This is a genomic window from Pseudoalteromonas sp. GB43, from assembly GCF_054923805.1.
Genome location: NZ_JBPCHJ010000001.1, coordinates 349,578 through 362,715, shown reverse-complemented (window position 1 = coordinate 362,715; position 13,138 = coordinate 349,578). Strand labels below are relative to the sequence as shown.

9 protein-coding genes, 1 pseudogene and 1 riboswitch are annotated in these 13,138 nt (G+C 40.7%); of the genes and pseudogenes, 3 read left to right on the top strand and 7 right to left on the bottom strand.

Annotated features, from left to right (window positions below; genetic code table 11):
• Positions 1–25: 25 nt before the first annotated feature.
• From ACRWSG_RS01670 to ACRWSG_RS01645, 6 genes are all read right to left on the bottom strand, one after another.
• A complete protein-coding gene (locus ACRWSG_RS01670) occupies positions 26–1,864 on the bottom strand; it encodes a TonB-dependent receptor plug domain-containing protein (protein WP_462165442.1) in 1,839 nt (612 codons plus the stop codon).
• 193 nt (positions 1,865–2,057) lie between these two features.
• Positions 2,058–2,369: a hypothetical protein gene (locus ACRWSG_RS01665; protein WP_138615947.1), complete on the bottom strand. Its 312-nt coding sequence runs from the start codon at positions 2,367–2,369 to the stop codon at positions 2,058–2,060.
• Positions 2,370–2,507: 138 nt separating this feature from the next.
• Complete coding sequence (locus tag ACRWSG_RS01660; RefSeq protein WP_054551495.1) at positions 2,508–3,056, bottom strand: DUF4136 domain-containing protein; 549 nt, start codon at positions 3,054–3,056, stop codon at positions 2,508–2,510.
• A gap of 122 nt (positions 3,057–3,178) precedes the next feature.
• Positions 3,179–5,965: an AAA family ATPase gene (locus ACRWSG_RS01655; RefSeq protein ID WP_462165441.1), complete on the bottom strand. Its 2,787-nt coding sequence runs from the start codon at positions 5,963–5,965 to the stop codon at positions 3,179–3,181.
• On the bottom strand, positions 5,965–6,510 hold the full coding sequence (locus tag ACRWSG_RS01650) for a condensin complex protein MksE (RefSeq protein WP_063705788.1): 546 nt from the start codon (positions 6,508–6,510) through the stop codon (positions 5,965–5,967). Before ACRWSG_RS01650 ends, ACRWSG_RS01655 begins: the two co-directional genes overlap by 1 nt.
• A 2-nt stretch (positions 6,511–6,512) precedes the next feature.
• Positions 6,513–7,787, bottom strand: coding sequence for a hypothetical protein (locus ACRWSG_RS01645; RefSeq protein ID WP_462165440.1), 1,275 nt, complete (start codon positions 7,785–7,787; stop codon positions 6,513–6,515).
• A 148-nt stretch (positions 7,788–7,935) separates the two neighbouring features.
• Here ACRWSG_RS01645 and nhaD point away from each other — a divergent pair, with 148 nt between their 5' ends.
• Positions 7,936–9,186, top strand: a complete 1,251-nt coding sequence (nhaD, locus tag ACRWSG_RS01640) for a sodium:proton antiporter NhaD (protein WP_054551492.1) — start codon at positions 7,936–7,938, stop codon at positions 9,184–9,186.
• Positions 9,187–9,274: 88 nt separating this feature from the next.
• Positions 9,275–9,447: riboswitch (Lysine riboswitch) on the top strand.
• A gap of 81 nt (positions 9,448–9,528) precedes the next feature.
• Positions 9,529–10,907, top strand: a pseudogene (lysC, locus tag ACRWSG_RS01635) (lysine-sensitive aspartokinase 3).
• On the opposite strand, the gene ACRWSG_RS01630 reads toward lysC, so the two are convergent.
• Positions 10,884–11,621 (bottom strand): 4'-phosphopantetheinyl transferase family protein, encoded by a 738-nt coding sequence (locus ACRWSG_RS01630; protein WP_462165439.1) that lies wholly within the window; start codon positions 11,619–11,621, stop codon positions 10,884–10,886. The pseudogene lysC and the gene ACRWSG_RS01630 overlap by 24 nt on opposite strands.
• Positions 11,622–11,768: 147 nt before the next feature.
• Here ACRWSG_RS01630 and ACRWSG_RS01625 point away from each other — a divergent pair, with 147 nt between their 5' ends.
• Positions 11,769–13,094 (top strand): sodium-dependent transporter, encoded by a 1,326-nt coding sequence (locus tag ACRWSG_RS01625; RefSeq protein ID WP_462165438.1) that lies wholly within the window; start codon positions 11,769–11,771, stop codon positions 13,092–13,094.
• Positions 13,095–13,138 lie beyond the last annotated feature (44 nt).

Below are 13,138 nucleotides of genomic sequence, written 5' to 3'. Positions count from 1 at the left end.
AATAAGGGTGTAAGAGGTATTTCATTTACCACGTATAAGTAGCGCTAAGAGTATATTGCTCGCCGCGACCAGGGGTACCCGGGACTTCTTCGAAAGATTCATCCCAAATGTTGTCAGCTGCAAAGGTAACAAACACATTATCAAGCTGAGCTGGGGTGAATTTTAGCGTTAACTGCGTGAAGAAGGCTTCATCATCAGAGTTACGTAAGCGGTTACTATGTTGCTTACGCCATTCGTTATCGATACGTAGCTCAAGCACATCCATTGGTTGCCATACTGCACCCAGTGTTACACGGTGATCAGGGTAGTTAAGCGCATAAAAGCTCGCATCAATATCTGCCGCGCCATAGTCTTCTGACTTTTCTAAGTAGGTGTAGCTGGCAATCAACTCAGTGCTTTCAAACGATTTATTCGCTAAAAACTCAACGCCTAAGGTGTCTATATCAACCGGGTTGGCAAAACGAGCTGAGGTTGCATCAAAGCGATATGTCCAATCTGTCAGGTTTTTATCTTTACGGTAGAAAATAGCTGAATCTAAACGCCACGAAGACTGTTCAATCAGTAAACCTAGCTCAAGGTTATCGGTTGTTTCGCGCTCAAGGCTGTAGTTACTTCTGAATAATCCGCCCGTTTCGCTGCCGCCGATGGCGGTATAACCGGGAACTTGTGTTGCTTCTGCGTATGATGCATACCAAGTATGTTCACCGCCATTATGATTAGCTACTTTAAGGCTGGCATCGGCAATCAATGAGGTAGCTGAGCTATCATGGTTAGTATTATCAAATGCTGCACCAATACGTACAGTAAGCTCTTTGTTCGCTGTAAGGGCTGTCTTGTACTCAGGCAAGATACTTAGCTTAGTGTAATTGCGTGACGTAAAGTTGTTTTCAAGAGACGTTGATTCAATTTCATCAGCAATAAATTGCCCTGCATAATTAATAGCATAGCGGTCATTTAAACGGTGACGTCCAGAGAGTGCCAATGACTTAACCGTGGTTTCGTGAAACGCTTCAAAAATAGCTGGGTTTTCACGAGACAATACGTAATGGTCGTTATGTTTACGATAATAACCAGTTACTTCAAAGGTATTGCTCTCACCATACACTTGTTTGTGATTGAGCATGAAAAGCTTGGTTTCAAGATCTTCGGTTTCGTTAAAATTAAATGGCGTGTAAAGGTTTGGCCAACCAAAAAACTTCTCTTGGCGTCCGAACATTAAATCAGTTTGCGAGGTATCGCTTGCAATTTGAACGCGTGCTGAGGCACGTTCAAAGTCGTGGTCGCCATTATCAATTGAGCCATCACTTTTTGAGTGAGAGTATTCCCCTTCAAAACCTAATCGCAAATCAGGTTTGCTATCAAGCTTTTGGCTATGAGCAGCATGAATACTTTGCAAATTAAAGCCATTCGTACCTGTGCCAAGTGAAACACTACCGGTACTCGTGATAGGGCGCCAGCCAAATGAAACCGTACCAACCGAGCTATTCATACCATAAAGGGCATTATCAGCACCTGTAAGCACTGAAGGGCCTGTTAGCATTTGTGGTGCAATCGGAATTTCAGCAAAGTAGTGACCAGATTGCGGGTCGAATAATGTACTGCTACCAACACGAAAGCCAGTATTTTCGAAAATACCACCGCGAATGGTGACATCAGCTTGTGCTTCAGCCATGTTACGTGATTGTAAATCGACACGTGGGTCATATTCTAAGTTTGATACCGGCGCATCAAAGGTACCGACAGGCTCTTTATTTGCGGTTGCAGAAACTTCAACGGTGATTTGTTCAATATTGTTGGTGTCTTCTGCTAGCACTGAGCAAGTGACGAATAATGCGGGAAGTGTAAGCTGTACTGCGCGTACCATCTAAAACTCTCTATTATTTTGATTAACTCGTTGCAGTGACCGTTAAGAGCACACTGGAAATTGCAGGTATTGTATCTGAATCACTGAGTTATACCACTCCAACCAGATTTCAGCTGGTAACAAAAAAACCGCGCTAAGGCGCGGTTGTGCAATAAGAGCTGTGTCTATTTATTATTTAAAAAAGATGTGTGTTTCAGTTTGATTTTTTATTTTTAACCGCATCATATTTACCAAAGAAAGTAATGATGAGAGCAACAAAAATACCCATAAATCCAATGACCGAAAAAGCTAGGCTATATTCAGCTTTAATATTAAAAATATTAAGCAAACTAGTTATTAACAATAGAGAAATACCGGAAATTTTTAAAATCGTCTGTGTTTTATTTAAGCAAAACCATGCTTGACAAGAAGGGCATTGATTTTCAATGAAGAGGCTGTTTGTATTAACCTTTTTTATATCTTTAGTCGCAATTATGGTTTTACAGTTTGGGCAAGTTAATTTCATTTTATTCCTTTTTGGATCTTTTCTCTAAGACCCCTAATTCCATTTAGAGTTATTTAAGTTAAAGCATCATAGCAAACTTTGATCTTCACAAACAAAAAAGCTCACAATTTGTGAGCTTTTCAAAATTATGTAAAAGGCTTATTGCTGAGGTTTTGGTGGGAAGTTACTTAGAATGTTAGCAACAGTCTCTTTGATAACTTCAGTGCGCTTTTCAGGTGATTGGTTCTTTTGCAAACGACCTTCTTTCGCACCACGCCAAACTAATTGGTTAGAAGCACGGTCTACCACGTCTAAAATTAACGTACCCACTTCGTATTCGCGAGCAGTTGTTTGCGTGTTATAACCCATACCCCAGTAATTCCAGCGTGCACCGTAACCTACGTTGAAGGTATCTACATCAATTTTAGTATCAACAGAGGCATGGTAGTTAATCAGCACATCTGCTTGTGCTAAATCAACTAGCTTCATACCGCTTTTTTCAAGTTCAGCATTAACGGCTTCACGAACCCGTTTTTCCATTAAAGGACTAATTTGGTAGTTCGATACATTTTTAGTCAAGCTGGCATTCGGTACCCAAGAGAAGGTTTTATAATTACTAAAATCGGCTGATTTGTCGTAATCCCAATCAGGCGTTTTAGCACAGGCTGCTAAAAATAGTACAGCCGTCGCGATTAATAAGTTCTTCATATTGTTTGCTCCTTGGCAAAATTTCCACTACTTGATTGATAACATAACACAAAAAATACTCAACTGAATGATTATTTAAAAACTATGGCACATTTATAAAAAAGTACTGTAATAGTTTGTAATTAAGCAGTGTGTTCCACTTCTATCCAGTCTTTTTCATCCACCCAGTTTTGAGCACCATCTTTAACAGTACGAATAGGGACGATGTAATCACAGCTAACTTGTGGTTTAACTGAGGCAAAAATCGGCACAAAGCCAAAGCTAAGCGCGGTTTCGATAATTGCTTTTTGGTTTTGTGGGTCGATATCGGCTGCTTCATCGATATAAATTGGAATACGATACAAGTTTTGTTCTTGGTCGCTTAATAAGTAACGAATAAACAGCATGCCACAAAGTAGCTTAATGGTGATACGGGTACCGTTAGAGCCGGCTGAGTCAATTTTTTCGAAGTGCTCAGTTTCACCAGCACGGTTTACTACTTCAAAACGAATATCAAATAAGTCGGTCAGTGTTAAACCGGCTTTTTCAGAGGCAAGCTTAATCAAATGATCTTTCGCTTCGTTTACCGCAGACTCGCTATAAGGCTCTTGGCTTAATAGGTCTAGGGTATCGCCTTGCTCAAACTGATTTGAGGTACTAATAATAGTATCAATGCTATCAACTAACATCTTGCGCGGAATAACATTAATTTTGAATGCTTGAAGGTTAGAGATCCGATGCTGACTAATGCCTTTATTAAAGCTGTTCATTTCCCGGCGTAGGCGGTCTAAGTCTTCGCGCAAGCCCTTAATGGTGGCGGCTACTTCGGTTAACGCAACTGGACCTTGACGTTCAACCGCATCGCGCTCGTTATCGATGTTATGAAACGCGCTAATAAGCTTTTCGTATTTAGTAAACTCATCGTTTTCGTTATCAAATTTAGTAATACCCGCATTATAAATATGCATATAGGTGTTACGTACGTTGATATCAAAGTTACGTAGCTCTTGGCAGTCTTTGTTAAAGTGATGAATGAGGTCACTTAAGTTATCAAAATCAATACTGATTTCAATCATATATGGAGTGACTTTGCCTGAGTAAAAATCAAGCGTGTGATCGATACGTTCAGATTTAACTTGGCGTAAACGGTCAGCTTGGCGGGCAAGCAGATCTTTTTTCGATTTGATAATCGAACGACAATCGCTGATTGAGCCACTATTTTTTTGAATGTCTTGCAGGTAGTCGTCAACTTGTTCGCGTTCTGCATTTAACTGCTCTTTTAGCAGGGTTTGTGCATCGACAGATTGCTGCATCACTTCAAATTGTTCAAAACGTTTTAATGCTTCTTCTGAGGCCATTAACTCATCATACAAGGCATCTTTTTCTTTTTGCTTTTCGGCGACATTTGCGGCGACTTCGCGCTGTTGTTTAAACTCTTTCAGTGAGTTTTCAAGAGCAGCAAGTTGCGCAGTTAATTGCTCTTTATTTTCGCCAGTTTGCATTTGCACTGGGCTTAGCTTTTTAAGTTTAATCGTCGCACCTGGCAGAGTCAGTACACCGCCTTTCACGTTAGCCGATAACTGCTCTAAGAACTCCCCAAAGGCATCTTCGTCTGTGATCTCAACATCACCATTGCTGGTGGTGGCAAACGATAAGATATCTGGGTTCAGAATACGCGAAATCTCTTCAACTTCTTTCAAAGATAAATCTTCACGCATACGGGTGAATAAATTGAACTCAAGGTTCTTCAGCTGTAATTTTAAGCTCTTAATTTGCTTTTGTGTTTCGCTAATACGGTAATCAAGCGTGTGTAAGCTTTGACCTTGGGCACTGCTTAATGAATGCGATAGCGATTCATAATCTTGTTTAAGCTGCGTAAGGCTTACTTTTAGGGTGGCTTTATTAACCAATTCAAACTCAGATTTAAGCGCTCGATAGTCTAAAAACCATTGTTCAATTTGAGTTTGTTTACGTTCAATATCACGGGATTGCTGAATATACAGCTGCTGCTTTTGTTCGAACTCGTGCTTTTCGTGTTCGATATCTTCAAGGGCAATATTTAGCTCAGAGAGTTGCTCTTGTTGATAGGTTTCAAAGTCAATCAGTGCTTGGTCAATTTTTGGCGCATAGGCAGCAAGCTTACCTTTTAAAACCGTTTGGTTTTCAAGCATAGATTCAAGAGCTGCAATTGGCTCTTGCATTGACTCAAGGGCTTTTAATTCACGTTTAGCGCGATTCACTTTATCAAATGAACGTCGCCATACTTCATAAAAATCAACCCGTGAGTTTGACATATGGCGCTCAAATACACGTAGCATAAAGCGTTTAACATCACTGGCACCTAACTTATGCAAGTTAAGGATACGGCGGAAAATTTCTTTGTAAATCGCTGAGTCTTGCACGTTATTGAGGGGGATCATCTTTAAGTTGATATCGCCATCAAATGGGGTTGCGCCGCCAGTGAGTAGGGCGTTTAGCTCTTGCGCTTTTAATTCAATTGGATTGAAACCTTGCTCTTTTAAGTGATTAAAAAGCTTGGTGAATTTTACAATAGTTTTGCCTTGCGTGTAGTGTTCAAGGTTCAACTTACCTGGGTAGCAAAAAAACTGATGCGCGTAACCGGCTATTTTACCTAGGCCGGCAACACCAATCACCACAGGACCATTAGGCAGGTCAGCTTCGAGTAAAATATAGGATTGATCTGACGAAAAGTAGAATTTTCGGGTTTCGTCTAAATCGTGGCCATCCCATTCTGTTAAACGCAAATCATTAATCAGTGGAAATTGCAGGGCATTAATTACCGAGCTTTTACCGGTATTATTCGGTGCACAAATAGAGCTACTTTTATCCAGTGGGATCACGCATTTTGCATAGCCTGCGGTATTTAAAAGCGCAAGTTTGCTGAGTCCGTAAAGGCTTTGGCTTTGCATTATTCGTCATCTCCTAGGTAGGTTTCTTCGTTTACTTCCATCAATGCATCGATATAACGATAAATAGGTGCTTGCAGCATAAAGCCATTTTCTACTTCGCGAGCCAGACCTAAACGCACCATACGTAGGTAAACGTCTTTGCGTAAATCTGAGCCTGAGAAGATTTCTAATTGATCAAACAAATGCTTGTTGATTTGCACTAAGGTTTGCATTAGTTCAAGGTCGTTTACTTCGTCAAACAAGGCACGCATTGGATCTTTACCGGTATTGGCATAGTGCTCAATCAAGATGTAGATAGTCAGTGCGATGGCACGCGAAATTTTACCCATATTTGGGGTGCTTTCGTCGCTACCAAAATAGTAAAAGCCACGGCTATCGTGTTGCAGGTCATGGCCAAGGGCGTTAAATAACGCGCGATAAGCATCAATGTGTTGATCAAGCTCTTGCCACATCAGCGTGTCTTGTTCGCTAATGTGGTAGCCTGATGTGAGCTTTTTATTAATAGCTTGCAGATGCGTTAAATCATCTAAATTAATATCTGTCATGGTTATTGCTCTGTTGCTTTTTTATCGTCAGCAATCGATGAGTTAAATGGATAAAGAGAGAAGTGTTGCTGGGCAATTTTTATTTTTACTTTCTCTTGGCTTTGGCTGATTTCAAGGTCGCCATCGCTAATCAATTTTTGATACAAGAACAGCATTTCGTCAGCTTCTAAATCTGGGTAACTTTCATCTAAGAAACTAAGCAGCGGCTGAGCTTTTTTGCTGGCTTTTTTAAAGCGTTTTCTAAATTGTGTTTTAACGTCGTTGTAATCAGGAATATGTGGGCTTTGGTAGGCGGGCACATCATCATGTTCAGGTAGTTGATATTCATCGTGCTCAAAGTCAACTAAGCCTGCCATATAGGCCACAATATGACGTTGCTGACCAAGTGAAAAACGTTGCGCGTCTGAGACAAAGTTAGGCTGTACTGCACTTAACATGTTATCGACGCCATTTTTACGCACTAAACCAAGCACTTTAGCCGCTTGACGCGTAATTAGGTTGTTACGGCGTAACTCTTCACGCAGTGGCATCAACATATCGGCGCTTTTACGTAAACTTTCACGGCCAACTAAATGCATTTCTAGAATACGAGTACGTAATTGTTCAAGCATGCGTTTGTCTTGGTATGACTTACCAAGGCGGTCAATTTGCTGTATTTGCGCGCTAATTTGCGCTTCGATGGTATTAAAGCAAGCGTGGAAGTCACCTCGAATATCAACCATTTCCAGCATAGGCTCGATGTATTCATCGAACGCTTCAATTACAGCCTGATAGCGTTTTTGCAGTGATTGCACCGCGTTGTCTGCTTTTGCTTGCTCAACAATATTTAAAATTGCGTTTTCATTGTGGGCAAACAATTTCATTATTTTGCGTACCCGATCATCCATAATGCGGCTAAAGCGGCGAAGCTCGTCGTAATCTTCAATTTCACCCGCTTTAGCAAGGCGATTACCAAGGCGAGCTAAGTCATCAACGAGCACGCTAATCTCTTGAGCAAGACCTAAGTGCTCTTCTTGTAGCAAGAAAGTCGCAAAATCGGCGATCGCGCGGTTTATTTCTAACTGTGATGATTTTGCCAGTGGAATGATAATATCTTGATTCAATAAACGATTTGTTTCTTTATAAATGCGTTCGTTTGACCATGAAGGCTGCTTTTGTTTTATCGCATTTTGTACGTCTTTCAAGCTGAAATCAGCCATCTTAAAACGTTTAAATAGCAGTTCTAACACCCCCCAATGTTCAGTAAGGGTATTTAATAACTTTTTAGCTGGGATCATAAGGCTCCAGTAAATTCAGACTTTGGTGTTGGCGATTAGTAGTAAATTATGTAATTGAGAATAGTTTTATGCTTTCTATGCTGCTAGAATCCGCGCCGAAACACTCGACTTACAATTTTTACATTATTATAAAGGTTGTTCAAACACCATGGTAACCCCACTTATCCTAACCCTGATAGCGGTGGCATTTTTGCTTATCGTTATAGAGGATATTATCCATGTAAACAAGGCCAAAACGACGCTTTTTTTTGGCACTTTATGCTGGATTATCTTATTTATCTCTCCAATTCATGGGCAAAGCCCAGAAACCATACAACATCAACTGGATCACAACATATTAGAAATCGCGACTTTGTGGCTATTTTTAATGGCTGCGATGACCTTTGTAGCGTATTTAAACTCTAAAGGTTTTATCCAGAATATTGTTCATAAAATTATGCCAAATCAAATCAGTGAACGAAAGCTGATGTTTCTGATTGGTGGTTTTGCGTTTTTATTTTCATCTATTTCAGACAACATAACGGCAACTTTAATCTCGCTTGCGGTGGTGATGTCACTTAAGTTAGATCCTAAAAAATTAATAAAATATGCGACCTTAATTGTATTTAGTGTTAACTCGGGTGGGGTGTCGTTGATCACCGGTGATGTGACAACCTTGATGATTTTCTTAGACGAAAAAGTCACCATTGCTAATCTACTATTATTAATTGCCCCTGCACTGACAAGTGTTGCACTGCTCGCGGCAATGTTGTCGGTGGGTATGTCGGGTAATGTTGTGTTTGAAAAGCAAGCAGCCCGTCGTATCGAAAAGACAGATATTACCATTGCGGTTATCTTCTTCTCGACGATTATTGCCACGTTAACTTTGAGTGTGCTTTATAGTGTGCCGCCGTTATTGACCTTTTTATTTGGTTTATCTTTGATGTTTTTGGTTGCGCAATTCTTAATGCGCAAAAAAGACGTTAACAAAAAAATCATCGATTATATTCGTGAAATTGAATACGACACCTTATTGTTCTTCGTTGGTGTGCTATTGCTGGTTGGTGCATTAAAAGAAGTTGGCATGCTTGCTAAATTTACTCACTTATATGAGTTGATGGCACCGGAATATGCCAACTACTTGATGGGGCTATTATCAGCGGCGGTAGATAACGTACCTCTCACTGCAGCACTTTTAAAAGCTGATATTGTGATGAGCCCTCAGCAATGGCTGTCGTTTACTTACGCAACTGGGGTGGGTGGCTCAATGCTTATAATCGGCTCTGCGGCAGGTATTATTGCCATGAGTAAGGTTAAGGCACTGACCTTTATGAGCTATCTTAAAATGTCGGTTTATTTATTAATTGCTTATACCGTTGGTTATTACGGTTCGCACTTAGCGGGCAGTTTAATTTCATAAAACAACTTGACAGCTAGACGTCTAAACGTTAACTTTCAAAGCCTGCTTTTAACAGCAGGCTTTGTTATTTTAACCAGGTGTTAACTTAACATTCAGAAGAGGTGCGATACTTAGGTAATTAATGTGAGGTGACGAACGCCGATGACCATTAATGAGGGAAGTACTCGCCGAGAAAATTAACCGGACGTCACGGTTATTTTTCGGTTTATGGGGCTGAATCCTCAAAACTGTCACCAAACTAGGTGGAGAGCTTCTGGCATGGACTACTCTTTATTTTCAAAGCACCCCCTTGCCGAGTTCTTCTTGAATTACTGTGGATAGTTTTCCACAAAAGGAGACGACATGAATACCCAATTAGCCGCCAACACAAAATCAGATTACGTTGTTGCAAAATTTGGTGGCACCAGTGTAGCTAACTTTGATGCTATGAGCCGCTGCGCTGAAATCATTTGTGCTGATAATCAAGTACGTATAGTTGCTGTGAGTGCCAGTGCAGGCGTGACAAACCATTTAGTTGCATTGTGTAAAGCTGATTTGAGTGCGGCTGAGCGTGACGAGCACATTACTGGCGTTGTCGCCATTCAAGAAGCTATCTTGGCAGAGCTGTCACTGGATGCTGATTTAGCACATGGCTTTAATGAAACGCTTAAGGCTTTTCAAAAGCTAGCATCAGACGGGGCTCAGTCAGTAGCAGATCAAGATGAACTACTGAGCTTTGGCGAGCGTTTATCATCGTATTTATTTACTCAAGTATTACGCGGGCAAGGTCTTGATTCGGTTCGTTTTGATGTACGTAAAGTGCTAAAAACAGATAGCCAATTTGCTAAAGCTACCCCAAATGTTGCAGCAACCGCTGCGGCTGCTAAAGAGCATTTAGTGCCGCTACTTGATGACCATGTTGTGGTAACCCAAGGTTTTATTGGTAGCAATGAGCACAATCAAACGACCACTTTATGCGTGGTGGTTCAGATTATAGTGCTGCATTACTCGCTGAAGCAATTAACGCAAAAAGCGTGCATATTTGGACCGATGTAGTTGGTATTTTCAGTACTGATCCGCGTTTATGCGCTAAAGCAAGCCCAATTGCACGCTTAAGCTTTGATGAAGCGGCAGAAATGGCAACGTTTGGTGCAAAAGTACTGCACCCTGCAACCATTTTACCTGCAAGCCGTAGCCATATTAGTGTGTTTGTTGGTTCAAGCCGTGAACCACAGTTAGGTGGTACATGGATTGAAAAAGAAAAATCTCAGCAACCAGGTATTCGTGCCGTAACACAGCGTAAAAACCAAATTCTGTTAACGGTTAAAAGCCCAGAAATGCTCCTAGCGAGTGGTTTCTTAGCGCGTGTTTTCACCATTTTAAGTGAGTTTAATATTTCGGTTGATTTGGTTACTACCTCCGAGATCAGTGTTGCAATCACTTTAGATAACGCACCAAATGCATCACGCCCTGAGCTTGATCAAGCTTGTTTAGATAAGCTTTCTGAGTTTTGTCATGTGTCGGTTGAGAATAACTTAACGCTGGTGGCTTTAATTGGTTCTGAGATTCAATTACGTCAGCAAGAAATGAATTTAATGCAGGTATTGAGTGATTTTAATATTCGTTTAATTTGCCACGGTGCAAGTAAACATAACCTGTGCTTCTTAGTTGAGCAAAGCGAGTCAGATGAAGTCGTGCAGGCTATTCACAGCCGACTATTAGAAAGCCAAGTCGCGGCGTAGGTCGTTAAAATTAATAAAAGAGCACTGCCAGTCAGTGCTTTTTTGTGCCACAACACTTATATCAAAACCTTCAATAGAGTTACTACTCGCGCTGAAATTATGTTTGCTCAATTCTTCAAATACATTAGGGGCAAGTAGTTTCGCAATAGGCTGAGCACTTGCTTTGGCAAGCGCTTCTTTTAATGTCCAAATTCTAAAAAAGCACTGTGCCTGTTCATAGGGAGCATCAAAACGGCTAATTAAGTCAACCTCATCTTGATGATAAAAATGCTTTGCGAGTTTGATAAAAGGGCGAGGTTTACTGCTTTGTTCAATATCAAAACCAAATAGCTGCTGTTTTGGGTTAAGAGCAGCGCCAATTAAACCATTTGAATGTGATAAACAAGCCCACACAGGTTCTCTAACCGGGGTATGTAATTTTAGCTTGCTGTCTTTGTCATCAAACTGGCTCGATATTTCACTGAGCGCTAAATCGTCATGAGGGTAAGCATGTTGATACAAATACTTTAACGTTAGGCGAGTTGCTAAGTACTCTTGCTTGGCACTTGGCACTTTGCGTTTTTCAAGTACGCTTAATTCAAACTCACTGAGTAATTTATCAAGGGGTAAACTTGCAACATCAATACATGTTGCATCCATAAGCATGATTTTTTTGGCCGTTGTTTGGCGTTGTTGCTCGATGATAAGAGTGTTCGAAAAGTAGTGACTGCTCATGGTTTAACGCTTACACGGGGCTTGAATTTAGTTTTGTTTATTTTTACAGCAAATGCACTTTTATAGGCATGAACAAACGCAAATAGTTTACGCAGTTGACTGTAATTATGGTTTAATGAGGAAAAATAATAACAGATTTGTAGATGTATGGCACAAGTTCGTGACGGCTTTCAAAGTCGATTAGGTTTCGTTTTAGCAGCTTCTGGCGCGGCGGTAGGTTTAGGTAATATTTGGGGCTTTCCAACACAAGCGGCAAACCATGGCGGCGGTGCATTTTTACTCGTTTACTTCATTGTTATTTTCTTATTAGCGCTTCCAGCTCTTTATACTGAGCTGTACTTAGGCCACCAAGCGCAAGCAAATCCAGTAAAAGCATTATCTAACGCATGGCAAGACACTGCACCTAAAGTGGGCGCTGCAGCTGGCTATATTGGCCTCTTTGGTGCGGTTGTGATGCTGAGCTTTTATTCGATAGTTGCAGGGTGGATGCTCGCTTATGCGCTGGAGCCAGTCGCAAGCTTCTTTGGTTTTACTGAGCTAAGTAACTTTTTACACAGTGACTCCATGGCGCGCAATTTTGTGTTTACGCCACTGATGCTTATTCTTACTGCGAGTATTATTTTAAAAGGCGTTAAATCAGGTATCGAAACTTGGTCACGTCGCTTAATGCCATTATTGCTAGTGTTATTAGTGGCGTTAATTGCTTATATCGCGACCCTAGATGGTGCGATGGATGGTTTTGCTGCTTACTTAGTGCCAGATTTTAGTCAAATTCTTGATGCAAACTTAATTATTGCAGCAATGGGGCAAGCATTCTTTTCATTGTCGTTAGGTGTTGGTTGTATGATGGTTTACGGCTCATATTTAAAACCAGATGCTAACCTGCCAAAACTAACTGGAACCGTGGCACTGCTTGATACTGGTGTAGCCTTTTTAGCGGGTTTATTGATTATTCCCGCTATTTTTGTTGCTCAACATAACGGTGTAGAGGTATTTAGCGGTGGTAAATTGGTTGGTGAAGGGCAGTTAATTTTTGCGATTTTACCTGAACTGTTTAGCACAATGGACCAAGTGGGTTTACTCGTTGGCTTATTATTTTTTGTATTAATGTCGATTGCCTCAGTGACGTCAACTATTTCATCGACTGAAATTCCAGTGGCATTTTTAGTTGAGAATCACAGTATTGAGCGCAAAAAAGCGACCTTATTTGTAACCCTAATCGTGTTTATTGCCTCATCACTGATTATCTTAAACTTTGACTGGTTATTTGGTTTAGTCATTATGGTGCTTACACAGTACCAATTACCTTTAATGGGACTGTTCTATTTCATTACTGTAGGCTGGTTATGGCAGCGTGGTAATAAATTGCATCAAGTATCGAGCGGCCCTCATTATTGGTTTGCCCAGTACATTCGCTTTGTCTGTCCGTTATTAATGACGGCGGTATTTGTGAACGTGGCGTTGTTGAAATAAAAAACTAATACTCACATTTACTCAATCAGACCATCTTAAGTAAA

Excerpts from the sequence above, each read along its gene's own strand:
- ACRWSG_RS01630 (WP_462165439.1), bottom strand. The coding sequence starts at position 11,621 with ATGAGCAGTCACTACTTTTCGAACACTCTTATCATCGAGCAACAACGC.
- ACRWSG_RS01650 (WP_063705788.1), bottom strand. The coding sequence starts at position 6,510 with ATGACAGATATTAATTTAGATGATTTAACGCATCTGCAAGCTATTAAT.
- nhaD (WP_054551492.1), top strand. The coding sequence starts at position 7,936 with ATGGTAACCCCACTTATCCTAACCCTGATAGCGGTGGCATTTTTGCTT.
- ACRWSG_RS01625 (WP_462165438.1), top strand. The coding sequence starts at position 11,769 with ATGGCACAAGTTCGTGACGGCTTTCAAAGTCGATTAGGTTTCGTTTTA.
- ACRWSG_RS01655 (WP_462165441.1), bottom strand. The coding sequence starts at position 5,965 with ATGCAAAGCCAAAGCCTTTACGGACTCAGCAAACTTGCGCTTTTAAAT.
- ACRWSG_RS01670 (WP_462165442.1), bottom strand. The coding sequence starts at position 1,864 with ATGGTACGCGCAGTACAGCTTACACTTCCCGCATTATTCGTCACTTGC.
- ACRWSG_RS01660 (WP_054551495.1), bottom strand. The coding sequence starts at position 3,056 with ATGAAGAACTTATTAATCGCGACGGCTGTACTATTTTTAGCAGCCTGT.
- ACRWSG_RS01645 (WP_462165440.1), bottom strand. The coding sequence starts at position 7,787 with ATGATCCCAGCTAAAAAGTTATTAAATACCCTTACTGAACATTGGGGG.
- ACRWSG_RS01665 (WP_138615947.1), bottom strand. The coding sequence starts at position 2,369 with ATGAAATTAACTTGCCCAAACTGTAAAACCATAATTGCGACTAAAGAT.